This window comes from Streptomyces sp. C36 (assembly GCF_040932295.1).
GTDB lineage: Bacteria > Actinomycetota > Actinomycetes > Streptomycetales > Streptomycetaceae > Streptomyces > Streptomyces triculaminicus.
In genome coordinates this window covers 237,810-262,799 of the sequence record NZ_JBFQGI010000003.1, presented here as the reverse complement: position 1 = coordinate 262,799, position 24,990 = coordinate 237,810, and the positions used below count along the sequence as shown (strand labels likewise).

Annotated in this window: 19 protein-coding genes and 1 pseudogene; 11 read left to right on the top strand and 9 right to left on the bottom strand. The window is 73.2% G+C overall.

Annotated features, from left to right (window positions below):
* Positions 1-124 precede the first annotated feature (124 nt).
* The 4 genes from AB4K12_RS10950 (at position 125) to AB4K12_RS10935 (ending at position 4,128) form a co-directional block, all read left to right on the top strand.
* Positions 125-1,318 carry an acetyl-CoA C-acyltransferase gene (locus AB4K12_RS10950; RefSeq protein ID WP_368434012.1) on the top strand — a complete coding sequence of 398 codons (1,194 nt, stop codon included), beginning with the start codon at positions 125-127 and terminating at the stop codon, positions 1,316-1,318.
* A gap of 97 nt (positions 1,319-1,415) precedes the next feature.
* Positions 1,416-2,168 carry a protocatechuate 3,4-dioxygenase subunit beta gene (gene pcaH / locus AB4K12_RS10945; RefSeq protein WP_368434011.1) on the top strand — a complete coding sequence of 251 codons (753 nt, stop codon included), beginning with the start codon at positions 1,416-1,418 and terminating at the stop codon, positions 2,166-2,168.
* A 1-nt stretch (position 2,169) separates the two neighbouring features.
* Positions 2,170-2,718: a protocatechuate 3,4-dioxygenase subunit alpha gene (gene pcaG, locus AB4K12_RS10940; protein WP_368434010.1), complete on the top strand. Its 549-nt coding sequence runs from the start codon at positions 2,170-2,172 to the stop codon at positions 2,716-2,718.
* 39 nt (positions 2,719-2,757) lie between these two features.
* Positions 2,758-4,128 carry an FAD-dependent oxidoreductase gene (locus AB4K12_RS10935; protein WP_368434009.1) on the top strand — a complete coding sequence of 457 codons (1,371 nt, stop codon included), beginning with the start codon at positions 2,758-2,760 and terminating at the stop codon, positions 4,126-4,128.
* Positions 4,129-4,138: 10 nt separating this feature from the next.
* Here AB4K12_RS10935 and hemE read toward each other — a convergent pair whose 3' ends face one another.
* On the bottom strand, positions 4,139-5,227 hold the full coding sequence (hemE, locus tag AB4K12_RS10930; protein ID WP_368434008.1) for a uroporphyrinogen decarboxylase: 1,089 nt from the start codon (positions 5,225-5,227) through the stop codon (positions 4,139-4,141).
* A 91-nt stretch (positions 5,228-5,318) separates the two neighbouring features.
* Here hemE and AB4K12_RS10925 point away from each other — a divergent pair, with 91 nt between their 5' ends.
* The 5 genes from AB4K12_RS10925 (at position 5,319) to AB4K12_RS10905 (ending at position 11,913) form a co-directional block, all read left to right on the top strand.
* Positions 5,319-5,978, top strand: coding sequence for a DUF3000 domain-containing protein (locus AB4K12_RS10925; protein WP_368434007.1), 660 nt, complete (start codon positions 5,319-5,321; stop codon positions 5,976-5,978).
* 297 nt (positions 5,979-6,275) lie between these two features.
* The gene (locus AB4K12_RS10920) at positions 6,276-6,935 is read left to right on the top strand and encodes a response regulator transcription factor (RefSeq protein ID WP_086571339.1); all 660 of its coding nucleotides are present in this window, start codon (positions 6,276-6,278) and stop codon (positions 6,933-6,935) included.
* 78 nt (positions 6,936-7,013) lie between these two features.
* The gene (locus AB4K12_RS10915) at positions 7,014-8,291 is read left to right on the top strand and encodes an HRDC domain-containing protein (protein ID WP_368434006.1); all 1,278 of its coding nucleotides are present in this window, start codon (positions 7,014-7,016) and stop codon (positions 8,289-8,291) included.
* A 278-nt stretch (positions 8,292-8,569) separates the two neighbouring features.
* Positions 8,570-9,790, top strand: coding sequence for an acetyl-CoA C-acyltransferase (locus tag AB4K12_RS10910; protein ID WP_086571343.1), 1,221 nt, complete (start codon positions 8,570-8,572; stop codon positions 9,788-9,790).
* The gene (locus AB4K12_RS10905) at positions 9,787-11,913 is read left to right on the top strand and encodes a 3-hydroxyacyl-CoA dehydrogenase NAD-binding domain-containing protein (RefSeq protein ID WP_368434005.1); all 2,127 of its coding nucleotides are present in this window, start codon (positions 9,787-9,789) and stop codon (positions 11,911-11,913) included. Before AB4K12_RS10910 ends, AB4K12_RS10905 begins: the two co-directional genes overlap by 4 nt.
* Before the next feature lie 83 nt (positions 11,914-11,996).
* Here AB4K12_RS10905 and AB4K12_RS10900 read toward each other — a convergent pair whose 3' ends face one another.
* The 5 genes and pseudogenes from AB4K12_RS10900 to AB4K12_RS10880 form a co-directional block, all read right to left on the bottom strand.
* Positions 11,997-13,097 carry a C40 family peptidase gene (locus AB4K12_RS10900; protein WP_368434004.1) on the bottom strand — a complete coding sequence of 367 codons (1,101 nt, stop codon included), beginning with the start codon at positions 13,095-13,097 and terminating at the stop codon, positions 11,997-11,999.
* A 29-nt stretch (positions 13,098-13,126) separates the two neighbouring features.
* Positions 13,127-13,609 carry a poly-gamma-glutamate biosynthesis protein PgsC/CapC gene (locus tag AB4K12_RS10895; protein WP_086571348.1) on the bottom strand — a complete coding sequence of 161 codons (483 nt, stop codon included), beginning with the start codon at positions 13,607-13,609 and terminating at the stop codon, positions 13,127-13,129.
* Between the two features lie 80 nt (positions 13,610-13,689).
* Positions 13,690-14,874, bottom strand: a pseudogene (gene pgsB, locus AB4K12_RS10890) (poly-gamma-glutamate synthase PgsB); the annotation flags it as partial.
* A gap of 4 nt (positions 14,875-14,878) precedes the next feature.
* Positions 14,879-17,083, bottom strand: coding sequence for a HAMP domain-containing protein (locus tag AB4K12_RS10885; protein WP_368434003.1), 2,205 nt, complete (start codon positions 17,081-17,083; stop codon positions 14,879-14,881).
* Positions 17,084-17,251: 168 nt separating this feature from the next.
* On the bottom strand, positions 17,252-18,397 hold the full coding sequence (locus AB4K12_RS10880; RefSeq protein ID WP_368434002.1) for a CapA family protein: 1,146 nt from the start codon (positions 18,395-18,397) through the stop codon (positions 17,252-17,254).
* An 18-nt stretch (positions 18,398-18,415) separates the two neighbouring features.
* On the opposite strand from AB4K12_RS10880, the gene AB4K12_RS10875 reads away from it, so the two are divergent.
* Positions 18,416-19,438, top strand: coding sequence for a hypothetical protein (locus tag AB4K12_RS10875; protein ID WP_368434001.1), 1,023 nt, complete (start codon positions 18,416-18,418; stop codon positions 19,436-19,438).
* A 78-nt stretch (positions 19,439-19,516) separates the two neighbouring features.
* Here AB4K12_RS10875 and AB4K12_RS10870 read toward each other — a convergent pair whose 3' ends face one another.
* Positions 19,517-20,620 carry a hypothetical protein gene (locus AB4K12_RS10870; RefSeq protein ID WP_368434000.1) on the bottom strand — a complete coding sequence of 368 codons (1,104 nt, stop codon included), beginning with the start codon at positions 20,618-20,620 and terminating at the stop codon, positions 19,517-19,519.
* A gap of 112 nt (positions 20,621-20,732) precedes the next feature.
* On the opposite strand from AB4K12_RS10870, the gene AB4K12_RS10865 reads away from it, so the two are divergent.
* A complete protein-coding gene (locus AB4K12_RS10865; protein WP_368433999.1) occupies positions 20,733-21,125 on the top strand; it encodes an NTP pyrophosphohydrolase in 393 nt (130 codons plus the stop codon).
* Positions 21,126-21,192: 67 nt separating this feature from the next.
* Here AB4K12_RS10865 and AB4K12_RS10860 read toward each other — a convergent pair whose 3' ends face one another.
* Together AB4K12_RS10860 and dxs are read right to left on the bottom strand one after the other, a co-directional pair.
* Complete coding sequence (locus AB4K12_RS10860) at positions 21,193-22,716, bottom strand: amino acid permease (protein ID WP_368433998.1); 1,524 nt, start codon at positions 22,714-22,716, stop codon at positions 21,193-21,195.
* A gap of 207 nt (positions 22,717-22,923) precedes the next feature.
* Positions 22,924-24,873, bottom strand: coding sequence for a 1-deoxy-D-xylulose-5-phosphate synthase (gene dxs / locus AB4K12_RS10855; protein ID WP_362250083.1), 1,950 nt, complete (start codon positions 24,871-24,873; stop codon positions 22,924-22,926).
* Between the last annotated feature and the right edge of the window lie 117 nt (positions 24,874-24,990).

The following is a 24,990-nucleotide window of genomic DNA, read 5'->3' as shown; positions in this document are numbered from 1 at the left end:
ACTGTCTCAAATCCCCACGAGGCGCCCGTCGGCACCCCATTGACAGGGCCTCGCGCCGCGCCGAGACTCGCGCGCACACGACCGTCCCACCGCCCCACCCGTCACGAACGTTTACGGAGACCCCATGAACGACCGCATCCGGGATGTGTACATCGTCGACGCCGTCCGCACCCCGGTCGGCAAGTACGGCGGCGCCCTCTCCCGCGTACGTCCCGACGACCTCGCCGCGCACGTCGTCCGGGCGCTGGTCGACCGCTCGCCCGAACTGGACCCGGCCCGCGTCGACGACGTGGTCCTCGGCAACGCCAACGGCGCCGGCGAGGAGAACCGCGACGTGGCCCGGATGGCCGTACTGCTGGCCGGGCTGCCGGTGACCGTGCCGGGCGCCACCGTCAACCGGCTGTGCGCCTCGGGCCTGGAGGCGGTCGTCCAGGCCTACCGCGCCATCGCGGTCGGCGACGCCTCCGTGGTGATCGCGGGCGGCGTGGAGTCGATGAGCCGCGCCCCCTGGGTGATGCGCAAGCCCGACCGTGCCTTCCCCGCGGGTCCCCAGGAGATGTACTCGACCACGCTCGGCTGGCGGATGACGAACCCGCGGATGCGCCCGCGCTGGACCGTCTCCCTCGGTGAGGGCGCGGAGCGCATCGCCGACAAGCACGGCATCACCCGGCCGCGCCAGGACGCGTTCGCGCTGGCCAGCCACGAGAAGGCCGCGCGGGCCTGGAAGGAGGGGGCCTACGACGGCGAGGTCGTGCCGCTGCCCGGGGTGGACCTGCCCCGCGACGAGTGCATCCGCGACAGCACGTCCCTCGAGGCACTGTCCGCGCTGCAGCCCGCCTTCCGCATGGACGGCGGCACGGTCACCGCGGGCAACTCCTCCCCGCTGAACGACGGTGCCGCGGCCCTGCTGCTGTGCGACGAGGCGGGCCTCGCGGCCACGGGCCGGGAGCCGCTGGCCCGCGTGCGGGCGTCGGCCGTCACCGGCATCGAGCCGGACCTGTACGGGCTCGGCCCCGTGGAAGCGGTGCGGCGGGCGCTGGCCGCTGCCGGCCGCACCTTCGCCGACCTCGCGGTCCTCGAGCTCAACGAGGCCTTCGCCGCGCAGGCGCTGGGCTGCCTGGCCGAGTGGCCGGAGCTCGACCCGGACATCGTCAACCCGCGCGGCGGGGCGATCGCGATCGGCCACCCGCTGGGCTGCTCCGGCGCCCGGCTGGCGGGCTCGGTCGCCCACCAGCTCGCGGCGGCGGGCTCCGGCACCGGGCTGGCGGCGCTGTGCATCGGCGTCGGCCAGGGCCAGGCGCTGGTCCTCGAGCGCTGACCCGCCCACCACCCCCGCCCGCCATGAGCCGCGAGCCTGACCGATAACGGCCGTCCGGGCGGGGATCGCGGGTGCCGGACCGGGGTAGGGCAAGGCCATGGCAGCGAACGGACCGGCACGTGAACGGCACGGGGAGCGGCGACGGACCGGACGTGAGGCCGGCTTCGGCGAGGCGCCGCCCTACGTCGGCGCCGTCGAGCGCAGACCCCTGCGGCCACCGGTGCCGGTCGTCCTCGGCCCCGGGGCCGTCGAGCTGGCCGCGCCCCTCTTCGGCGCCCGCGACGTGGGCCCGCTGGACGCGGACCTGACCCGGCAGCATCCGGGCGAGCCGATCGGCGAGCGCATCACCGTCAGCGGACGGGTCCTGGACGGCCGGGGCCGCCCGGTGCGCGGCCAGCTGGTGGAGCTGTGGCAGGCCAACGCCGCCGGCCGCTACGCCCACCGGCTCGACGACCGCCGGGCCCCGCTCGACCCCCACTTCACCGGCACCGGCCGGTGCCTGACCGACGACTCCGGCCGCTACCGCTTCACCACCATCAGGCCCGGCGCCTACCCCTGGGCCTCCCACCCCCACTCCTGGCGCCCCGCCCACCTGCACTTCTCCCTGTTCGGCACGGCCTTCACCCAGCGTCTGGTGACCCAGATGTACTTCCCGAACGACCCGCTCCTGCCCTACGACGCCGTCCGCAACGCCCTCCCCGACGCGGACGCCCGGCGCCGCCTGGTCGCCGTCTACGACCCCGACCTGAACGAACCGGAGCTCTCCCTCGGCTACCACTGGGACATCGTTCTGGACGGTCCGGCCGCCACCTGGACGGCCCCCGCCACCCCGGCGCGGGAGGGCCGCTGACATGCCGCTGGACCCCACGCCCTCGCAGACCGTCGGGCCCTACTTCGGCATGGCCCTGCCCTACCCCGGCGGCGACGACCTCGCCCCCGCCGGACACCCCGACGCGATCACCCTGCACGGGTACGTCCTCGACGGGCCGGGCGCGCCGGTGCCGGACGCGCTGCTGGAGTTCTGGCAGGCGGCGCCGGACGGCTCCCCGGCCGGCGCCGCCCGCGGCCCGTACCGCGACGGGGACGCCTTCACCGGCTTCGCGCGCGTGCCCACCGGCGAGGACGGCCACTACGCGCTGCGCACCCTGCTGCCGGGCGGGGCGCCCTATCTGGCGCTGTGTCTGTTCGCCCGCGGGCTGACCCACCACCTCTTCACCCGCGTCTACGTCCGCCCGCCCGGGGACGACCCGCTGCTGGCCTCGCTGCCGGCCGAGCGGCGCGCCACGCTGCTGGCCGCCCACGACGCGGCGCGCCCGCGCTCGTACCGCTTCGACGTCCGCCTCCAGGGCGACGCGCTCCACGAGGAGACGGTGTTCCTCCGCTTCGGCGGGGCCCCGTAGCGTGAGCCGCACGACCGGCGGGACGACGGGAGGCGCGCGATGGCGGGGCAGCGGCGGATGGTGGTCGTCGGGGGCGACGCGGCGGGCATGTCCGCCGCGTCACGGGCCCGCAGGCTGAGGGACCGGGAGCACCTGGCGATCACCGCGTTCGAGCGCGGCCGCTTCGCCTCGTACTCCGCCTGCGGCATTCCCTACTGGACCGGCGGCGTCGTCGACGGCCCCGAGGCGCTCGTCGCCCGGACGCCCGAGGCCCACCGCGAGCGCGGCATCGACCTGCGCATGCTCACCGAGGTGACCGAGCTCGACGTCGCCGGACAGCGGGTACGGGCCCGGGAGCTGACGTCGGGCCGGGAGACCTGGCACGGCTACGACGACCTGGTCCTGGCCACCGGCGCCCGGCCGCTGCGCCCGCCGCTCGAGGGCATCGACGCCCGTGGGGTGTACGGGGTGCAGACCCTGGAGGACGGGCGGGCGCTGCTGGAGGGCCTGGAGCGGACGGCCGCCCGCCGGGCGGTGGTGATCGGCGCCGGGTACATCGGCGTGGAGATGGCGGAGGCCCTCGTCCGGCGGGGCTGCGAGGTGACGGTCGTGGAGCGTTCGGCGCAGCCGATGGCGACGCTGGACCCGGACATGGGCGCGCTGGTCCGCGAGGCGATGTCGGGGATGGGCATCGAGGTGGTCACGGACACGGCCGTGACGGGCGTTCGCACCGGGGCGGACGGTGAGGCGGTGGGGGTGGCGACGTCGGCGGGCGACGTCCCGGCCGACGTGGTCGTCCTCGGCCTGGGCGTGCGCCCCGAGACCTCGCTCGCCGCGGCGGCGGGGCTGCCGCTCGGCGAGTCGGGCGGGCTGCTGACGGACCTGGCGATGCGGGTGCGCGGGCACGCGAACATCTGGGCGGGGGGTGACTGCGTGGAGGTGCTCGACCTGGTGTCGGGGCGCACCCGGCACATCGCCCTGGGCACCCACGCCAACAAGCACGGCCAGGTGATCGGCATGAACGTGGGCGGCGGGTACGCCACGTTCCCGGGCGTGGTCGGGACGGCCGTCAGCAAGGTGTGCGACCTGGAGATCGCCCGCACCGGGCTGCGCGAGAAGGACGCCCGCGCGGTGGGGCTGCGCTTCGTGACGGCGACGATCGAGTCGACGAGCCGGGCGGGCTACTACCCCGGCGCCCGGGGGATGACCGTGAAGATGCTGGCCGAGCAGGGCACGGGCCGACTGCTGGGCGTGCAGATCGTGGGGCGGGAGGGCGCGGCGAAGCGGGTGGACGTCGCGGCGGTCGCGCTCACCGCGCGGATGACGGTGGAGCAGATGACGGCGCTGGACCTGGGGTACGCGCCGCCGTTCTCGCCCGTGTGGGATCCGGTGCTGGTGGCCGCCCGGAAGGCGGCCACCCTGATCCGCTAGCGCGTGTCCGCTAGCGGGCCGAGCGCTCGTGGACGTACTCGACGAGGTGGGTGAGCGCGTCCGGGTCGGTCGTCGGCATCACGCCGTGGCCGAGGTTGAAGACGTGGCCCTCGAGGCCGGCCGCCGCCGCCAGGACCTCGTCGGTCTTGGCGCGCACCGCCTCGCGCGGGGCGAAGAGGACGGTCGGGTCGAGGTTGCCCTGCAGCGCCTTGCCGGGGCCGACGCGGCGGGCGGCCTCGTCCAGGGGCACGCGCCAGTCGACGCCGACGACGTCCGCGCCGGCCTCGCCCATCAGGCCGAGCAGCTCGCCGGTGCCGACGCCGAAGTGGATGCGCGGCACGTCGTAGCCGGCGACGGAGTCGAAGACCTTGCGGGAGGCGGGCATGACGTAGCGGCGGTAGTCGGCCGGGGCCAGGGCGCCGGCCCAGGAGTCGAAGAGCTGGACGGCGCTCGCGCCGGCCTCGATCTGGACCCGCAGGAACGCGGAGGTGATGACGGAGAGCCGGTCCACGAGGTCGGCCCACAGCTCGGGGTCGCCGTACATCATGGCCTTGGTGTTCTCGTACGTCCGCGACGGGCCGCCCTCGATGAGGTAGCTGGCCAGCGTGAACGGCGCGCCGGCGAAGCCGATGAGCGGGGTGGCGCCCAGCTCGGCGGTGAGCATGCCGATGGCTTCGGTGACGTAAGGGACGTCGGAGGCGTCGAGGGGGCGCAGTCGCTCGAGGTCGGCGCGGGTGCGCACGGGCTCGGCGACGACCGGGCCGACGCCGGGCTTGATGTCGAGGTCGACGCCGATGGCCTTCAGCGGCACCACGATGTCGCTGAAGAAGATGGCGGCGTCGACGCCGTGGCGGCGCACCGGCTGCAGGGTGATCTCGGTGACGAGGTCGGGCCGCATGCAGGACTCGAGCATGGGGATGCCCTCGCGGACCTTGCGGTACTCGGGCAGCGAGCGCCCCGCCTGCCGCATGAACCAGACCGGGGTGTGCGGCACGGGTTCGCGGCGGCAGGCCCGCAGGAACGCCGAATCACGGACGGCGGCGGGGGCCGAATCCTGTGCCGCGGTGCGGCCCGTCTGCTGCTGGCTGCGCTCACTCATGCCCCAAATCTTCGCACGGGCCGAACGAGTGACCCGCCCGTGTGGGTGTCCCTACCCGGAACCGGGGGTGGTTCCGCCTAGTCTTCCGGGCATGGCTGCGGCGCAGGGACACCTCTCGGACGGTCCGGACGACGCGGATGGGGAGGGCACCCCGTCCGTCTTCCGGCAGGCGGTCGCGGGGTTGCAAGGGGTGCGCCTGCGGCCCGAGATCGAGCTGGACGCCACCCCGCCGCCCCAGCGGCTGGCCCCGTACTCCTACGCCCTGGAGGCGGCGGTCGTCGTGGACGACGAGGAGCTGGCGGACGGGCGGCTGATCCTGCTGCACGACCCGGCGGGGCATGACGCGTGGGGCGGTACGTTCCGGCTGGTGACGCTGGTGCACGCGGAGCTGGAGCCGGAGATGGCGGCGGACCCGCTGCTGCCGGAGGTGTGCTGGTCGTGGCTCACGGGCGCGCTGGAGGCGCGCCGGGTGCCGTACGCGGCGATCAGCGGCACGGTGACGCGGGCGGGCTCGCACTACTTCGGCGGGCTGCGCGAGCGGGAGCCCTCGACGCGGATCGAGATCCGGGCGTCGTGGTCGCCGGCGGTCCCGCCCGCGGCGCCGGGCGCGGCGGGCGGCGTGCCGGACACGGCGGCCCATCTGTCGGCGTGGTGCGATCTGCTGTGCCAGATCGCGGGGCTGCCGCCGGGCGGCGCGCCCGAGGCGGGCATCGTGACGCTGCCGCAGCGCCGGGGGCCGCACAGCCGCTGAGCTGTGCCTCTCCCCTGGTCTTACGTCCGGTCGTGCGTCCGGTCGCGCGACGCCGCGGCCTGCCGTGTCCCGCCGTGAACATCGCCGCCGCCGGGCCGCGGCCCGTTGTCGTGAAGCGAAGCAAGTTGATCGGTCAACCGTCTGAATTGCCCGAATTGTTACTCACCAATTCGTGATCATTCCCTAAAGCCGGACCGTTTCGCTGCCGAAGGACCTTGTGACCCTTCCCATACGGATCGCCCCGGCTTATCCCCAAGTCGGCACCCGTCCCCGCCACTCCCCCCAACTGGAGGCCCGGTGTCCGTACTCCTCGAGCAACCCGCTAGCCTCGCCTACCGCCCGAACAAACCGACCGCCATGGTCGTCGTCGCCGACCCCCGGGTCCGTTCCACCGTCACCCGCCACCTGTGGGCGCTGGGGGTGCGGGACGTGATCGAGGCGTCGTCCATCGCCGAGGCCCGGCCGCGCATCGGCAACCCGCGCGACATCTGCGTGGCCGACGTCCACCTCCCGGACGGCTCCGGCCTGACCCTGCTCTCCGAGACCCGCGCCGCGGGCTGGCCCAACGGCCTGGCCCTGTCCGCCGCCGACGACATCGGCGCGGTGCGCAACGCCCTCGCGGGCGGCGTCAAAGGCTATGTCGTCACCGGCACCCGCACGAACCTCGGCGTCCCCGGGCGTCCCGGCGCCGCCCCCATCGGTTCCGCCGCCGCCCGGATGCAGCGGCGCCCGCCCGGCGCCCCCGGCCACCCCGGCGGCTACCGCGAGCTGTCCGGGCGCGAGGTCGAGGTCCTGCGGCTGGTTGCGGAGGGCCAGTCCAACAAGGCCATCGGCGTCTCCATGGGCCTGTCGGCGCTCACCGTCAAGAGCCACCTCGCCCGCATCGCACGCAAGCTCGGCACGGGCGACCGGGCCGGGATGGTGGCCGTGGCGCTGCGCACCGGCATCATCCACTGACCGCGCTCCCGGCGCGCCGCGCCCGTCGCCGGAACGTTCCGGCGACGGGCGCTTGCCATCCACGGATACCCTTGAGCGGTGACCGACGCCCAAGAGACCGCAGAAGACACTGCACTGCGAACCACCGGGGGCGGCCCCCCGGACGACGTCGATTCGGCGCCGATCCCCCTGCTGGAGCCGCACGAGGGAATCCCCCCGGTCGTCGCCGACGCCGACGCCCTGGCCGCCGTGGTCGCGGCCTTCGCCGCGGGCACCGGCCCCGTCGCCGTCGACGCCGAACGTGCCTCCGGCTACCGCTACGGCCAGCGCGCCTACCTCGTCCAGCTGCGCCGCGAGGGCGCCGGGACCGCGCTGATCGACCCGGTCGGCTGCCCCGACCTGTCCTCCCTCGGCAAGGCCGTCGCCGACGCCGAGTGGGTGCTGCACGCCGCCACCCAGGACCTGCCCTGTCTGCGCGAGATAGGGATGACGCCGACGCGGCTCTTCGACACGGAGCTGGCGGGACGGCTCGCGGGCTTCGCCCGCGTGGGGCTCGGCGCCATGGTCGAGAACGTCCTGGGCTACGCCCTGGAGAAGGGCCACTCCGCCGTCGACTGGTCCACCCGCCCGCTGCCGGAGCCGTGGCTGCGCTACGCCGCCCTGGACGTGGAGCTGCTGGTCGACCTGCGCGACGCGCTGGAGGAGGAGCTGGACCGGCAGGGCAAGCTCGACTGGGCCCGCCAGGAGTTCGACGCCATCGCCTCCGCGCCGCCGCCCCCGCCCCGCAAGGACCCCTGGCGCCGCACGTCCGGGATGCACAAGGTGCGCCGGCGCCGCCAGATGGCCGTGGTGCGCGAGATGTGGACCGCGCGCGACCTCATCGCCCAGCGGCGCGACGTCTCGCCCGGCAAGGTGCTCGGCGACGGCGCGATCGTCGAGGCCGCCCTGAACATGCCGCCGAACGCCCAGGCGCTCGCCGCCCTGCCCGGCTTCGGGAACAGGATGAGCCGCAAGCAGCTCGAGCAGTGGCAGTCGGCCGTCGAACGCGCCAAGGCGCTCCCGGAGTCGGAGCTTCCGCAGCCCGGCCAGCCCCTGGCCGGCCCGCCCCCGCCGCGGGCCTGGGCGGACAAGGACCCGGTCGCGGCCGCCCGGCTGTCGGCCGCGCGCGCGGCGGTCTCGGAGCTCGCCGAGCGGCTCACCATGCCCCAGGAGAACCTGATCACCCCGGACACGGTCCGCCGTCTGTGCTGGGAGCCGCCGAAGGCTCCGACGCCGGAGACCGTGGCCGCGGTTCTCGATGCGCACGGTGCGCGGCGCTGGCAGGTGGAGCAGGTCACTCCCGTGCTGGTGAAGGCCCTGACGGAGGTTGCCGTCTGAGCACCCCCGGACCGCGCTGACGCGCGGTGTCCTCAAAAAGCCGGACGGGCTGGATTCTCCAGCCCGTCCGGCTTTTTGAGGACCGGGGTCCGGGGCGGAGCCCCGTGCGGCGGCACCGCGGGCGCGCACCCACGGCGGAATGTGACCTTCGCCGCTCCTCCCGAAGGGTCTGGGCAGCGTGGTTACCCGCAAGTAGCATGACGGTTGTCAGCCCGCACCGCGGCGGAGCCGTACCGGCATGCCCGCGCGCAGCGATCCGCACCTGGAGGAGAGCCAACGTGCCTCGTACCGCTAGGGACGTCGTTTTCGTCGACGGCGTCCGCACCCCGTTCGGCAAGGCGGGCCCGAAGGGCATCTACCACGAGACCCGCGCCGACGACCTGGTCGTCAAGGTCATCCGGGAGCTGCTGCGCCGCAACCCGGACCTCGACCCGGCCCGGATCGACGAGGTCGCCATCGCCGCGACGACGCAGATCGGCGACCAGGGCCTGACCCTGGGCCGCACGGCCGGCATCCTCGCGGGCCTCCCGCAGTCCGTGCCCGGCTACTCCATCGACCGCATGTGCGCCGGCGCCATGACCGCCGTGACCGCCGTCGCCGGCGGCGTCGCCCTCGGTGCCTACGACATCGCCCTCGCCGGCGGCGTCGAGCACATGGGCCGTCACCCCATGGGCGAGGGCGTCGACCCCAACCCGCGCTTCGTCTCGGAGAAGCTGGTCGACGAGTCCGCCCTGTTCATGGGCATGACCGCGGAGAACCTCCACGACCGCCTGCCGCACATCACCAAGCAGCGGGCCGACGAGTACGCGGTCCGTAGCCAGGAGAAGGCCGCCAAGGCCTACGCCGACGGCAAGATCCAGGCCGACCTGGTGCCGATCTCCATCCGCCGTACGTCCCCCGAGGGCGGCGAGACGGGCTGGGGCCTGGCCACCGCCGACGAGCCGATGCGCCCGGGCACCACGCTGGCCAACCTGGCCGGCCTGAAGACCCCCTTCCGTCCGCACGGCCGGGTCACCGCGGGCAACGCCGCCGGTCTCAACGACGGTGCCACCGCCTCCCTGATCGCGGCCGAGGACGTCGCCCGCGAGCTGGGCCTGCCGGTCAAGATGCGCCTGGTCTCCTACGCCTTCGCCGGCGTCGAGCCCGAGGTCATGGGCATCGGCCCGGTCCCGGCCACCGAGAAGGCGCTCGCCAAGGCGGGCCTGTCGATCGACGACATCGGCCTGTTCGAGATCAACGAGGCCTTCGCCGTCCAGGTGCTCTCGCTGCTGGACCACTACGGCATCGCCGACGACGACCCGCGCGTCAACCAGTACGGCGGCGCGATCGCCTTCGGCCACCCGCTGGCCTCCTCCGGCGTCCGTCTGATGACGCAGCTTGCCCGCCAGTTCGAGGAGCAGCCGCACGTCCGCTACGGCATCACCTCGATGTGCGTCGGCTTCGGCATGGGCGGAACGGTCATCTGGGAGAACCCGCACTTCGACGGAGGCAACAAGTGAGCACCACCGCTGAACTCCTGAAGGGCGCGGCCGAGCTGTTCCCCGACGAGGTCGTCACCCAGGCGCACGTGCGCCACCTCGACCTCCCCGGCGCCGGGCGCTTCGCGCTCATCACGCTGGACAACGGCTTCGACCACACCAAGCCGACCACCTTCGGCCCGAAGTCCCTCGCGAACCTCAACATCGCGATCGACCAGGTCGAGGCCGAGGCCGAGGCCGGCGAGATCGTGGGCGCCGGCATCACCGGCAAGCCGTTCATCTTCGCCGTCGGCGCCGACCTCAAGGGCGTCGAGCTGCTGAAGAAGCACGAGGACGCGCTGGCCATCGGCAAGGGCGGCCACGACGTCTTCAAGCGCCTGTCCTCCCTGGGCGTCCCGACCTTCGCGTACTACAACGGTGCCGCGATGGGCGGCGGCGTCGAGGTCGGCCTGCACTGCACCTACCGCACGGTCTCCAAGGCGATCCCCGCCTTCTCGCTGCCCGAGGTCTTCCTCGGCCTGGTCCCGGGCTGGGGCGGCTGCGCCCTGCTGCCGAACCTCATCGGCGCGGACCGCGCGGTCTCGGTGATCATCGAGAACTCGCTCAACCAGAACAAGCAGCTGCGCGGCAAGCAGGTCTTCGACCTGGGCATCGCCGACGCGATCTTCGAGGGCGCCGACTTCCTCGAGCAGTCGCTGCTGTGGACGGCCTCCGTCCTCAAGGGCGAGCTCGAGGTCGACCGCCCCGAGGTCGACCGCGGCGAGGCCTGGGACCAGGCCGTCGAGCGCGGCCGCGCCATCGCCGACTCCAAGGTGCACGGCGCCGCCCCGGCCGCCTACCGCGCGCTGGACATCATCGCCGCCGCCAAGAACGGCGACCTGCGCCAGGGCTTCGACGCCGAGGACCAGGCCCTCGCGGACCTGATCATGGGCGGCGAGCTGCGCAGCGGCATCTACGCCTTCAACCTGGTGCAGAAGCGTGGCAAGCGCCCCGCCGGCGCCCCGGACAAGTCCCTCGCGCGCCCGGTCAACAAGGTCGGCGTCGTCGGCGCCGGTCTGATGGCCTCCCAGCTGGCGCTGCTGTTCGCCCGCCGCCTCGAGGTGCCGGTCGTGCTGACCGACATCGACCAGGAGCGCGTCGACAAGGGCGTGGGCTACGTCCACGGCGAGATCGACAAGCTGCTGCTCAAGGGCCGCATCAACCAGGACAAGGCCAACCGCCTCAAGGCCGCGGTGACCGGCTCGCTGGACAAGGCCGCCGCCTTCGGCGACGCGGACTTCGTCATCGAGGCCGTCTTCGAGGAGATGGGCGTCAAGCAGCAGGTGTTCGCCGAGGTCGAGGCGGTCGTGCCCGAGCACGCCATCCTCGCCACCAACACCTCCTCGCTGTCGGTGACCGAGATGGCGTCGAAGCTGAAGCACCCCGAGCGGGTCGTCGGCTTCCACTTCTTCAACCCGGTCGCGATCCTCCCGCTGCTGGAGATCGTGCGCGGCGAGCGGACCGACGACGCCTCGCTGGCCACCGCCTTCGGCGTGGCCAAGAAGCTGAAGAAGACCGCGGTGCTGGTCAAGGACGCCCCGGCGTTCGTCGTCAACCGCATCCTCACCCGCTTCATGGGCGAGATCCAGAACGTCATCGACGAGGGCACCCCGGTCGTCACCGCCGAGAAGGCCGTCGAGCCGCTCGGTCTGCCGATGTCCCCGCTGGTGCTCCTGGAGCTGGTCGGCCCGGCGATCGGCCTGCACGTCTCCGAGACGCTGCACGGCGCCTTCCCCGAGCGCTTCACGGTCTCCCCCAACCTGGCCGCCGTGGTCAAGGCGGGCAAGCGCGGCTTCTACGTCTACGACTCCGGCAAGCCGGAGCTGGACCCCGAGGTGGCCGCCCTCCTGGTGCAGGGCGACAGCGTCCTGACCGAGGAGCAGGTCCGCGCCCGCGTCCTGGACGCGGTGGCGCAGGAGATCGGCCTGATGCTCGACGAGGGCGTCGTCGCCGAGGCGCAGGACATCGACCTGTGCCTGATCACCGGCGCGGGCTGGCCCTTCCACCTGGGCGGCATCACGCCGTACCTGGACCGTGAGGGCGTCTCCGAGCGCGTCATCGGCCGCCGCTTCCTGGCCGAGGGCGTGGCGAGCGTCCCGGCGTAAGGCACGCACCGAACGGACGAGGGGGCCCGGGGCTTTCGCCCCGGACCCCCTCGCGTCGTGTCGGGACGGCGGGCGTGCGGCTCTCAGAGCCGCTTGGCGCTGCGCAGGCCCGTCGCGTAGAAGCCGTTGCCGTCGAGGCGGGCGGTGCCGCCCTTGTCGCCGAAGGTGGGGCCGTTGGCCTCCTCGCGGCTGGAGATGAAGCGGGGCTTGCCGTCCGTGTCGAGGCCCATGTAGATGCCGACGTGGTCGAGCCGGTCGCCGGTGCGCTTGTCGATCTCGAAGAAGACCAGGTCGCCGGGCTGCAGCTTGTCGATGGCGTCGGGGCGCTTGCCGGTCAGCTCCAGCACCGGCACGCCGGGGGCGAGGCGGGCCATGCCGTTGGCGGTGCGGGGCAGGCCGTCGCCCTTGACGTCCTTGCCCATCAGCGGGTAGCGGGCGCGGTAGCCGAAGACGGTGCGGACGAAGCCGGAGCAGTCCATGGCCCGGAAGCGCGGCGTCTCGGGCTTCTCCACCGTGCCGTCGCGGAAGGTGTAGGGGATGCCGAGGTAGTCGTAGAAGTCGGACTGCTCCAGGCGCATGTCGCCGGCCTCGGAGCCCTTGGGGTTCAGCGGGCCGAACTGGGCGTCGCCGGCGTAGGGGACGCCCCGGGCGTCCTTCTTCTGCGGGGCGCCCTCGAGGTAGTCCATGGCGAACGCGAAGATGTCGGGGTCCTTGCCGCCCAGGTTCTTGCCGAACCAGTCCTTGAACCAGGCCGCCTTCTCCGAGCCTTCCTTCCACTGCTCCGGCAGGAGCCGTACCCAGCTGTCGGTGGTGACCTTGGCCGAGGTGGTGCTGGGCTCGGTGAAGGTACGGCTGGGGCCGGTGAGCACGGCGGTACGGGCATTGTCGGTGAAGGTGGCCAGGACCGCGCCGTCGCCGGAGCGGACGACGGTGCGCGCCGGGTTGGCCAGCCGCTCGAAGCGCCGCTCGCCGGAGGGGAGCGCCTTGCCCGCGGCGGTGCCGGAGCCGCCCACGGACTGCACCGGCGGGGCCGTCTCCTGCTGCTTGTCGCGCAGCTCCACCGTCAGGTAGGCGCTGGTGCCCAGCAGGCCGAGGACGACCAGCGTCTGTATCGCGCGGCGGCGGCCCGGGCCCTTGGCCTTCTTCCGGGCGTTCGGCTTCCGTTCCGCTGTCTTCCGGGACATGGATGTGCGCTCCGTGAGGTCGGGGACGGTCAGGCGGTGGGCATGAAGCCGAGCAGGATGCCGGCGGTCAGCACGACGTAGTTGGCGAGCGACACCGTGCCGGTGGCCAGCAGCGTCGCGCCCCGGGGCTGGCGCACCAGCTGGTAGGCGATCAGGCCGGGGACGATGAAGCCCAGCGTCTGGTTGGCGTACATCAGCGGGAACTGCTGCTGGAGGACGACGTACAGGGTCGCCTGCAGCACCACGCCGGTCAGCACCACCGCGGCGAAGAGCCGCTTGCCGTAGAGGATCACGTAGCGCTGCAGCAGCAGGGTGCCCAGGTAGGTCAGCACGGTGATGCCCACGACCATCGCCGCGCGCTGGAGGTCCTCGACCAGGGTGAGGGCCAGCCAGCCGGGGGTGATCATGCCGCCCGGGGAGAGGTTCGTCGTCAGGTAGCAGACCAGGGAGAACAGCAGGCCCAGGGCGATCCCGATGGCGGCGATCTCCGGAGTGAGGACGGCGGGGATCAACGGAAATCTCCTGTGGGCTCTATATACGTCGGGACATACACCGGGGGCTCCTCCGGCTGCTGCGGCTGCTGTGTCTGCGCCGACTCGTCCGCCGGCAGTTCGGCCAGCCGCTCGAGCAGCAGCTCGCCCTGGCCGTGGATGTTGCCGATGGCCACCAGCGAGGCGCCGGGACCGAGCCGGCCCAGGATCTCCCGCTCCAGCTCGGCGGCGTCGCGGCGGTCGCCGCCGAGGTCGACCACGCGGTCGCGCCACTCGGCGGGGATCGCGTCGTGGGCGCTCTTGGTGGGGTGGCCGATGAGGAAGACCGAGTCCGGGGCGAGCCGGGGGATGATCTCGCCCATCTGGCCGTTGCGCTCGACGCGGTCGGGACGGCAGTTGATCAGTACGTGCAGCGGCCGCTCGACGGCGCCGAGGCTCAGCAGCTGCTCGACGTTCATCAGGGTCGACTCGGGGTCGTTGGCCGCGAAGATGTTGGCGAAGCGGAACGGCATGCCCTCGGGGGTGAGGTAGCGCTCCACGGACAGCACGCCCGGGTCCGGCGGCGCGTCGTACATCCCCTGCAGGGCCGTGGCGCGGTCGACGCCGAGCAGCTCGGCGACGGCGAGCGCGATGGCGACGTTCTCCTTGAACGTGAACCAGCTGAAGCCGCGCAGCTCCGCGTCGGTGACCGTCTCCGGGTCCACGGCGATCAGCCGGCAGTCGCGCTTGGCCGCCTCCTCGCGCAGGATGTGCAGCCGGTCGCGCTCGGCGGTCACGCAGATGCCGCCGTGCGGCATGGAGCGGCTCAGGGAGCGCGCCACGTCGTCCAGCGTCGGGCCCATCTCGGCCAGGTGGTCCTCGCGGACGTTGCACAGCACGCCGATGGTGGAGCGGATCAGCTTGGTCTGGTTGACCTCCTGCAGGGCCGGCATCACGGCCATGCACTCGATCACCAGGGCGTCGGGCCGGTAGGCGGCGGCCCGTCGCACGATGCCGATCTGCTCGACGACGTTGGCGATGCCGAACTTGCGGTAGACCGGCTCCTCGGTGGCGTCCGGGTGGATGAAGCGGGCCGCGGTACCGGTGGTCTTGGCGACCGTGACCAGGTCGCCGCCGCGCAGGGCGCCCGCGCACAGCCGGGTGATGGAGCTCTTGCCGCGGATGCCGTTGATCAGCACCCGGGTGGGGATCATCTCGAGGTTGGTGAAGTGCCGGCGCTGTTCGATCACGCCGGCGACCAGCACGATGGCGCAGCAGATCACGAGGACCGTGTAGAGGAAGAGCACGGGGTCAGTTCCTTCCGGCCGTCGGCCGCTCGGCGGACGTCCGCAGCCGCTGCCGGATCAGTTCCAGGTTGCGTACGACCGCGCCGACCTCGTCGTGGTGCTGCGGGAAGAGCACGGTCTTGCGGTCGCCGCCGGCCAGCGCCTCGGCCCGGTCGGCCAGGGCGTGCAGGGGGCGGATGACGATGATGTACAGCCAGCCAAGGCAGGCCACGGCGGCGGTCAGGCCGAGCAGGCCGGCGAGCATGGTGCGCCGCTGGGCGCTGTACTCGGGCAGTTCCAGCCAGGAGGTCGGCTGGGAGCTGACGACCTGCCACTGGAGGTCCTTGACCGCGCCGCCGCCGGTGAAGGGGGCGGCGGCCGCGATGTCGGAGGAGCCGTCGCCGCGGTGGAGGATGGCGGTGCCGGAGGTCTTGGTGGTGTGGTTCCGCGCGGTGACCGCGAGGTCGTCGAGGTGGCCGCCGGGAAGCCTGGAGAAGGCCCGGAAGCCGTGGCCGCGGTCGGCGGCGATGATGCGGTGGCCCTTGTCGATCAGCCAGACCTGGCCCAGGCCCGGCCGGGTGACCAGGGATATCAGGAACTGCGGGTCGTACTCGCCGACCACCGTGCGGTCCTTGACGCCGGGCACGGCGGCGTAGGCGGCGACGGCCGGCTCCTTGCCGGAGGTGTTCAGCTGGGCGACGGAGTCCGGGCGGGGCGGCTTGCCCGCCGGGTGGCGGGGCGAGTCGCCGGCCCGGGAGAGGACCTTGCCCTGGCCGTCGATGACGTAGACCGCGCGGTAGCGGCCGTGCTCGCGCAGGGTCTTGTCCAGGACGGCCTTCTCGGCGTCCTCCTTGGCCTCGCCGCCGGCGAGGGTCTGTGCCACGGAGGCCACGTCGGCCCAGCCCTCGTTGAGGGCCTTGCGGACGCGGTCCGAGGCGGTGTCGGTGCGCCGGCGCTGGTCGTCGACGAGCTGCTGGGGCACGGCCACGGTGCTGCCCGCGCGGTTGACGAGCAGCAGCAGCGGCCCGGCCCAGGCCAGCAGGACCACCGCGCACACCAGGACGGTGGCCGTCGCGCCGATGCCGCCGCGGGCCCGGCCGGTGCGGGTGGGGCGGCCGCCGAGCAGCTGGCGGCGCAGGCTCTCCAGGGCGGCGGCGGTACGGGCCGCCTCGCGGCCCTTGAAGCGGGCCACCGGGCGGTCCAGCTCGCCGCGCGCCAGCCGACGGCTCTCCAGGTACAGCTGGAGCAGCGGCCGCTGGACCGTGCGCAGCAGCACCCAGCCGACCAGCAGGGCGAGGACGAGCAGGACGCCGGCGGCGACGAGGCCGAAGGCCTGGGTGCGGACGACGGCCGGGTCCTCGGTGACGTCGACCGAGGTGATCACCGACAGGCCGAGGGTGCCGGCCGCGCTGCTCTCGCCGGGAAGCCGGCCGGCGGCCGCGTAGCCCACGGCCGTACGGACGTCGCCGCGCTTGTCGCCCATGAGGTGGCCGCTGGCCCCGGGGTGGCCGCCGGCCTCGGGCGTCTTGGCGGAGTCGGCCGCGGCGGTCCTGCGCGCGGTCTTCGCCCAGGCCTTACGGGCCACGGACGGGCCGTCGCTGGCCAGGACGGTGCCGGCGGAGTCGACGACCAGCAGGGAGCGGTCCTCGCCGGAGGAGATGCCGGGGACGTTCAGGGTGCCGGAGGCGACGAGGAGCCGGGGCGCCGCGGCGCCGGGCAGGGCGGCCACGACGAGCATGCGCGTGTCACCGGAGGGCAGCTTCACCAGGCGCGGGCCGAGCGGGTCGTCGTCCTTGCCGTCCTTGCCGGTCCTGCCCTTGAGGACGGTGGCGAGCGGGATGTTCTCGCCGCGCGCGGCGAGCAGGGTGCCGCCGGCCGGGTCGATGACGGCGGTGCCGCGCCACTTGTTGTAGACCTTGCCGAGCTTGTCCAGGACCGCGTCGGGGTCGGAGCCCGCGTAGACGGCGGCGGCGCGCTGGAGGTCGGTGATGCTCTCGTCGAGCGAGGCGCGCAGGGAGAGGGCGCCGTCCTCGGCGACGTGCTGCTGCGAGGTGAGGACGGCCGTGTCGATCGCCGACCGGTCACGGTCGCCGAGGACCAGCGCCGTGGTGCCCGCCACGGCCAGCAGCAGTGCCAGCAGCGCGGCTATCGGCGGCCGGGCGCCGCCCAGCAGGGGCATGTCGGCGCGGCGGCGGACCTTGCGACGGCGGGCGCCGCGCGAAGCGGACAACGGTCTTCCTCTCGGTCACGGCACGCGGGCATGCCGGGACCACGAGGTTCCTGAACTGTCGGCCGCACTGCGTCGTTCTAGCGTGAATCGTTCGGATTGTAGACAATTACTAAAGTCTTGACAAAAGGATTTGTGTGTCCACGGTCAAATTCATCCCTTTAGTCGTGACTATTCTGTGATGGTGAGCGGCCGCAATCCGTCGGCATCCGCCCCACGATTGAGGACGATTCCGCGCGTGCGCTCGTACGCCGTCCGGTAACGCGCCTGCCGCTCCTTCGTGAGGTCCTCGCGACGCAGCGCCGCCCCCACGTCCACCAGGCGGATCTTCGGTTCCAGCTCCACCAGCGTCGGCACGAACCGGGCGTCCGAAACCGACCACTTGCCGTTTTTCCTGCTGAACTCGAACCAGCCCATCACGCCCTCCTCGGTGATCCCGAGGGGTTCGGCGTGCCGCGCCACCTGATTGCCCAGCCCATAGGCGACCCAGGTGTCCTCGACCTTTTCGAAGGGCTGCACCACATGGGCGTGATGGCCGATGACCAGATCGATACCGGTCTCCTTCGCGATGCGCCGGGCCAGCCGCAGCTGTGTCCTGCTGGGCTCGTTGTGGCCCTCGCTGCCCCAGTGCACGCTGGCGAAGACCACCTCGGCACCCGCCGCCCGCGCCGCCTTCTCGTCCGCCGCCATCCGCTTGACGTCGGTCTCGTTGACCAGCCACGGCTTGTCCTTGGGCACGGTCGTGTCGTTGAAGCCGTACGCGTACGACAGCTGCGCCACCTTCACCCCCTTCACGTCGAGGATGTTCGGGGTGGCCGCCTCCTTCGCGTCGCGCGCCGAGCCCGTGTGCTTGATCCCCGCCTTGTCGAGCGTGTCCAGCGTGCGCTTCACGGCCTCGGGGCCGTGGTCGAGGGTGTGGTTGGAGGCCGTCGAGCAGGTGTCGTAGCCGATGTCCTTGAGCGTGCCGGCGATCTGCGGCGGCACGCTGAACTTCCGGTAGCCGAGGAAGGGGCCCTTGGGGTCGGCCAGGACCGTCTCCAGGTGGCAGACCGCGAGATCGGCCTTGCTGACCACCGGCTTGATCCCGGCCATCACGGCGCCGAAGTCCGGGCCCGGGCGGCCCGCCTCCTTGGCGTCCTTGTTCGCCTGGTCGGTGATCTCCGGGTGGATCAGGACGTCACCGCCCGCCGCGAGCGTGAACGACGCCTCGACGGCGTCGTCGCCCCCGCCGAGGTAGACGTAGCCCGCCGTCCCTGTCGCGACGAGGGCCACAGCGGCGACGGCGGGGACGAGGCGGCGGCGGGGGAAGAGCTTCACCGGGGTAGTTTTACCGCCATGAGGCCCAAGCCGGTAATCGCCGCCCGCGTCGTCCCCGCCCTGCTCGGCGCGGCGACGCTGGCCGCGCTGGCCGGGGCGAGCGGCTGCGCCAAGCCCGGCGGCCCCGTCCGGTCGGCCACGGACGGCTCCTCCCGGCACACCGTCCCACCGGCTCCCGCGGGCTCCGTCGACCTCGCGGCCTGGATCACGTCCTTCACCGACCGCATCACGCAGGGCGGCCGGTACCGGATCCCCGCCCCCGCCGACCGCCGGGCCATCGCCGACGGGGTGCGCTTCCTCCTCGACGGCGACCACGCCGCCGCCGAGCGTTCCCTGGCCGGGGCCGGCTACACCGTACGCACCCTCGTCGACCGCGACGGCGGCCGCGAGTTCGCCGAGATCGCCGACGCCACCAAGGACGGCGAGACCACGCGCGGCTGGGGCCGGGTCTACGTGGACCTGCACGGGCCCGCCCACTGGTCGGTCCAGGTGCCGCACCCCAGCGCCGACCAGCGCACCGAACAGCTCGGCATCGGACTGCTGCGCAGCTCGCCGGGCGGGGTGCTGATCCTGGCGGGGGCCCATCGCGCCGCCGGTTCCGGCACCGACGGCGGTGAGGGCGAGGAGGGGTCCGGCCCCGCCGACGTCGCGCACCGTTCCGACTCGGTCTTCGCCGCCGTCTCCGACGCGCTCGCCGACCGCCGCCTGCCGGCCGTGCAGGTCCACGGCTTCGCCGACAGCAGCCTCCCGGACCAGGACGTGGTCGTCTCGCCCGGCAAGGGCGACGCGGGCCTGCCCGCCGCCCGCCGCCTCGCCTCCGGGCTGCGCAAGCAGCAGCTGCGGGTCTGCGAGGTCTGGCAGCGTTACTGCGGCCGCCTGGAGGGCCGTACCAATGTCGAGGGCGACCACGCGGACGCGGTCGGGGTGCCGTTCCTGCACGTCGAGCACAGCCGGCGGGTGCGGATGAGCGACGACCTGGTGGCGAAGGCCGTACGGGCCCTGACCGAGGTGACCAAGCGCTGGAGCGCGGGCCGCGCCTAGGGCGTGTCCGATGGGTCGGTGCGGGTCCTGGCCCGCCGGTCTCCCCGGTGTTTACGGAGAGACCGTTCAGTGGGGGCCTTACACCCGCGTCCAGGGCCCCAGCGCCAGCCCCGGCTCGTCCACCCGCTGCCGCGCGACGCGCAGCACGCCGTCCGCGCCGAGGGCGGCCACGACCACCCGGTCCTTGGCGTCCAGGGCCAGCGCGGGCGCGCCCACGCACTCCTCGCCGGTCTCGGACCAGGCGGCCTCGGCGGCCTCGTCCTCCTGGCCGGCGTACGCGGCCACGGCGGGCAGGCCGGAGCCGGCGCGCTGGGCCAGGATCGTGCACTCCCGCCCGTCGAGGGTGGTGCGCAGCACGGCCACGGGGCCGCTCGCGTCGCCGCCGAGGGAGGGTACGGCCACGGGCGCGGGGGCCTCGGCGCCCTCCTGGCTGCCGGGGCCGGTGGGCGCGGCGGGGCGCTGGACGTGCAGGACGCGGTCGGCGGAGTCGCGCCAGAGGTGGGCGATGGCGCCGTCGGCGGCGGGGGCCGAGGAGGCCGAGCCGGCCAGCGGCTTGGCGGGGGTGTTCAGGACGCGGCGCAGCGGGCCGCCGGGCTCCTCCTGGCGCCAGCGCAGGACGAACTCGCTCGCGGGGGCGAGGAGTTCCACGCGCCCGTCGGCGGTGACGGCGGCGGACATGGTGTCGAGGACGTGACTGCCCTTCATGTCCGTCCAGGGGCCCCAGATGCCGCGCGCGTCCTGGCGCCGGCCGCAGACGCCGCCGCCGGCGTTACGGACGAAGACGTGCAGGCCGACGCGGTCGACGACCGCGGTGGGGGCGCCGATCTGGTCGGCGCGCTGCCAGTCCTGGCCGTAGGGGGTACCGATCGAGCGCCAGGTGGTCAGCGCGCGGCCGGGCTGGAACTGGGTCGTGTAGACCACGTCGGTCTCGGCGCGGCCGTCGTCGTGGGCGCGGCGGCGCAGGCCGGCCAGGCTGACGTAGCCCTCGGGGCTCTGCGCTATGGACAGGTGGGGCTCCAGGCCCGGCACCACGAAGCGCTCGGGGCCGGTCCATTCGGGGCCGCCGGGGCGCGTCTCGGTCCAGCGGACGAGGCCTCCGGACGCCGGCGCGTAGGCCGTCAGCCGTCCGTCCTTGCCCCGCAGCAACCAGCCGGTGGTGGGGGTGGACGTCCGCACTGCCATGACTCGCTGCCAGCCTCTCTTGGAGCTTTTTGTCGACCCTCGACAATAACATTGCGTTTCCCCGCGGCTGCCGGGCCGTCGGGAGCGCGCCGGGCCGTGCCAGGCTGTCGCCATGACCCTCCCCCTTCTTGTCGTGGACGCCGCCAACGTCGTGGGATCCGTGCCCGACGGCTGGTGGCGCGACCGGGCGGGCGCGGCGCGGCGGCTGCGCGACGCGCTGGCGGCGTACGCGGAGTCCGGGCTGCCGCCGGGGACGGTCGATCCCCCGCTGCCGGGGCCGTTGGAGGTCGTGCTGGTGGTGGAGGGCGCGGCACGCGGGGTGGAGCCGGTGCCGGGGGTGGGCGTGGCGGCGGCCGGCGGCAGCGGCGACGACCGTGTGGTGGAGGTGGTGGCCGGCCGCGCGGCGGGCCGGCGCTGTGTGGTGGTGACCGCGGACCGGGAGTTGCGGCGGCGGGTCGGGGCGCTGGGCGCCGAGGTGACCGGGCCGCGCACGGTGCGGCCGTAGGGAGGGCCGCGGGGCCGTTCGCGTCCCGGGCGGGGCGCGAACGGCGAGGGAACGGACGAGGAGAGGGTCAGACGGTGGGCCGCCGGTCGGCGGCCCGGCTGACCCGGCTCTTGCGGCGTCCGTAGACGAAGTACACGACGACGCCGATGAGCATCCACACGGCGAACCGCACCCAGGTCTCGGTGGGCAGGTTCAGCATCAGCCACAGCGAGGCCAGGACGGACAGCGCGGGGACGTAGGGCACGAACGGGGTGCGGAAGGCGCGGGGCAGCTCGGGCCGGGCGCGGCGCAGGAGGACCACGCCGATCGCGACGACGATGAAGGCGAAGAGCGTGCCGATGTTGACCAGTTCGGCCAGCACGTCGATCGAGGTGAAGCCGGCGACCACGGCGACGATGACGCCGAGGAGGATCGTCGAGCGGTAGGGCGTGCCGTAGCGGGGGTGGACGATGGAGAAGAAGCGGGGCAGCAGGCCGTCGCGGCTCATGGCGAAGAAGACCCGGCTCTGTCCCAGCAGCAGGATCATGCAGACGGAGGTGAGGCCGACGGCAGCGCCGAAGCTGATCAGGCCCGCCCAGAAGGGGTGGCCCGCGGCCTTGAAGGCGTCCGCGAGCGGTGCCTTCACGGAGAGCCGGTCGTACTTCTCCATGCCGGTGACGACGATGGACACGGCCACGTAGAGCACGGTGCAGATGAGCAGCGAGCCGAGGATGCCGCGCGGGAGGTCGCGCTGGGGGTTGCGGGTCTCCTCGGCGGCGGTGGCGACGATGTCGAAGCCGATGAAGGCGAAGAAGACGACGGCGGCCGCCGAGAAGATGCCCATGACGCCGAAGTTGGACGGGGTGAAGCCGAACATCGTCTGGATGAGCGGGGCGGCGAGCCCGCCGCTGGAGGCGGCCTCCTGGGTGGGCGGGATGAACGGGCGGTAGTTGCTGCCCGTGATGAAGAAGGAGCCGACGATGATGACGATGAGGACGACGGTGACCTTGATCCCGACCACGACCGCCGTCACCCGCGAGGACAGCTTCATTCCGGCGACCAGAATGGCCGTCAGCACCAGGACGAGGACGCAGGCGAGGAGGTCGAAGCCGAAGGTGCCGTCGTGCGCCCCGGTGAGCGGTCCGGGCAGGTACCAGCCGGCGTTGGACATCAGCGACTGGATGTAGCCGGACCAGCCGACGGCCACCACGGCGCAGCCCAGTGCCAGTTCCAGGATGAGGTCCCAGCCGATGATCCAGGCGGGGAGTTCGCCGAGCGAGGCGTACGAGAAGGTGTACGCGGAGCCGGCCACCGGCACGGTGGAGGCGAATTCGGCGTAGCACAGGGCGGCGAGCCCGCAGACGATGCCGGCGAGGACGAAGGCGAGCGCCACCGAGGGCCCGGCGTTCTCCTTGGCCACCTTTCCGGTGAGGACGAAGATGCCGGTGCCGATGACGACACCGACTCCGAACACGGTCAGATCCAGGGCGGAGAGGTCCTTCCGGAGCGCGTGCTCCGGCTCCTCGGTGTCCTGGATGGACTGCTCCACGGTCTTGGTCCGGAACATGCCGCTCCTGCCGCGGCCGTTCCGGTCGGAATGCGCTGTGCTCATCGGCTCACCTCCACCTGCTCGGCGTCACTCGTCCTCCTCTGAACTGAGCGAGTGTCCGCGATGTTCGGGGCCGTTCCCGGGCGGCCACAGCCACCCCGTCCAGGATTCACCCGATGGAGGTCCGGCGCACCAGTGCGGAAGGGCCGACCGGACCACCCTCGGAAGGTGGTGCGGCCGGCCCTTCGGCTACGGCGATATGAGTGAGCGTCAGTCCCGGACGGCCCCGGCGGCCTCGGCCGGGTCCTCGGGGGTGCCCTCGGGGGTGTCCTCGTAGCGGCCGTCGAGCTTGGCGACGAGGCCGGTGACCTGACGGGCGATGTCGGGGGCGGTCAGCCCGATCTCGGCCATGATCTCCTTGCGGGAGGCGTGGTCGAGGAAGCGCGGCGGGATGCCGAAGTCGCGCAGCGGCAGGTCGACGCCGGCGTCGCGCAGCGCCTGGGAGACGGCCGAACCGACGCCACCGACACGGCCGTTGTCCTCGACGGTGACGACGACGCGGTGCTTCTCGGCGAGGCCGGGCAGGGCCTCGTCGACGGGCTTGACCCAGCGCGGGTCGACGACAGTCGAGGAGATGCCCTGCTTGTCGAGCAGGTCGGCGATCTCCAGGCACATCGGGGCGAGGGCGCCGACGGAGACGATGAGCACGTCGGGCCGGGCCGTGCCCTCGGCGGGCTCGCGCAGGACGTCCATGCCGCCGACGCGGCCGACGGCCTCGACGGCCGGGCCGACGGTGCCCTTGGAATAGCGCACGACGGTGGGCGCGTCCTTGACCTGAACGGCCTCACGCAGCTGGGCGCGGACCTGGTCGGCGTCGCGCGGGGCGGCGATCCGCAGGCCGGGGACGACCTGGAGGATCGACATGTCCCACATGCCGTTGTGGGAGGCGCCGTCGTCGCCGGTGACGCCGGCCCGGTCCAGCACGAACGTCACGCCGCACTTGTGCAGGGCGACGTCCATCAGGACCTGGTCGAAGGCGCGGTTGAGGAACGTGGCGTAGACGGCGAAGACCGGGTGCAGGCCACCGGTGGCCAGGCCCGCCGCGGAGGTGGCGGCGTGCTGCTCGGCGATGCCGACGTCGTAGACGCGCTCCGGGAAGGCCTTGGCGAACTTGCCGAGGCCCACGGGCTGCATCATCGCGGCGGTGATGGCCACGATGTCCTCGCGCTCCTGCCCGAGCTTGACCATCTCGTCGGCGAAGACGGAGGTCCAGCTGGCGCCGCCGGAGGCGACGGGCAGGCCGGTGTCGGGGTGGATGGCGCCGATGCCGTGGAAGCGGTCGGCCTCGTTCTGCTCGGCGTGCTTGTAGCCGCGACCCTTCTGGGTCAGGCAGTGCACGAGGACGGGGCCGCCGAAGCGCTTGGCGCGCTGCAGGGCGGACTCCAGGGCCTCGATGTCGTGGCCGTCGATCGGGCCGACGTACTTCAGGCCCAGGTCCTCGAACATGCCCTGCGGGGCGATGAAGTCCTTCAGGCCCTTCTTGGCGCCGTGCAGCGTCTCGTAGAGGGGCTTGCCGAGGACCGGGGTGCGCTCGAGGAGGTCCTTGCCGCGGGCCAGGAAGCGCTCGTAGCCGTCGGTGGTGCGCAGGGTCGCCAGGTGGTTGGCGAGGCCGCCGATGGTGGGCTCGTAGGAGCGCTCGTTGTCGTTGACGACGATCACGAGCGGGCGGTCCTTGGCGGCGGCGATGTTGTTCAGCGCCTCCCAGGCCATGCCGCCGGTGAGCGCGCCGTCGCCGATGACGGCCACGACGTGGTCGGACCTGTCCAGCACCTGGTTGGCCTTGGCGAGGCCGTCGGCCCAGCCCAGGACGGTGGAGGCGTGGCTGTTCTCGATGACGTCGTGCTCGGACTCCTCGCGCGAGGGGTAGCCCGACAGGCCGCCCTTGGCGCGCAGCTGGGAGAAGTCCTGGCGGCCGGTGAGCAGCTTGTGGACGTAGGCCTGGTGGCCGGTGTCGAAGAGGACCTTGTCCTTGGGCGAGTCGAAGACCCGGTGCAGGGCGATGGTCAGCTCGACGACGCCGAGGTTGGGGCCGAGGTGGCCGCCCGTCTTGGAGACGGCGTCGACGAGGAAGGTGCGGATCTCCGCGGCGAGCCGGTCGAGCTGCTCCGGGCTCAGCCGGTCCAGATCGCGCGGTCCCCTGATGCGGGTCAGCAGGGCCACCCGTGCCTCCTTCATCGAGCTGTCGTCGCCGTTGTCGAGCTCTAGACGCCGCATGCGGGCCTTCTAGATCCGTCGAGTCTAATGTTCCGCCCGGAGTGGCGGTGAACGGGTGATGCG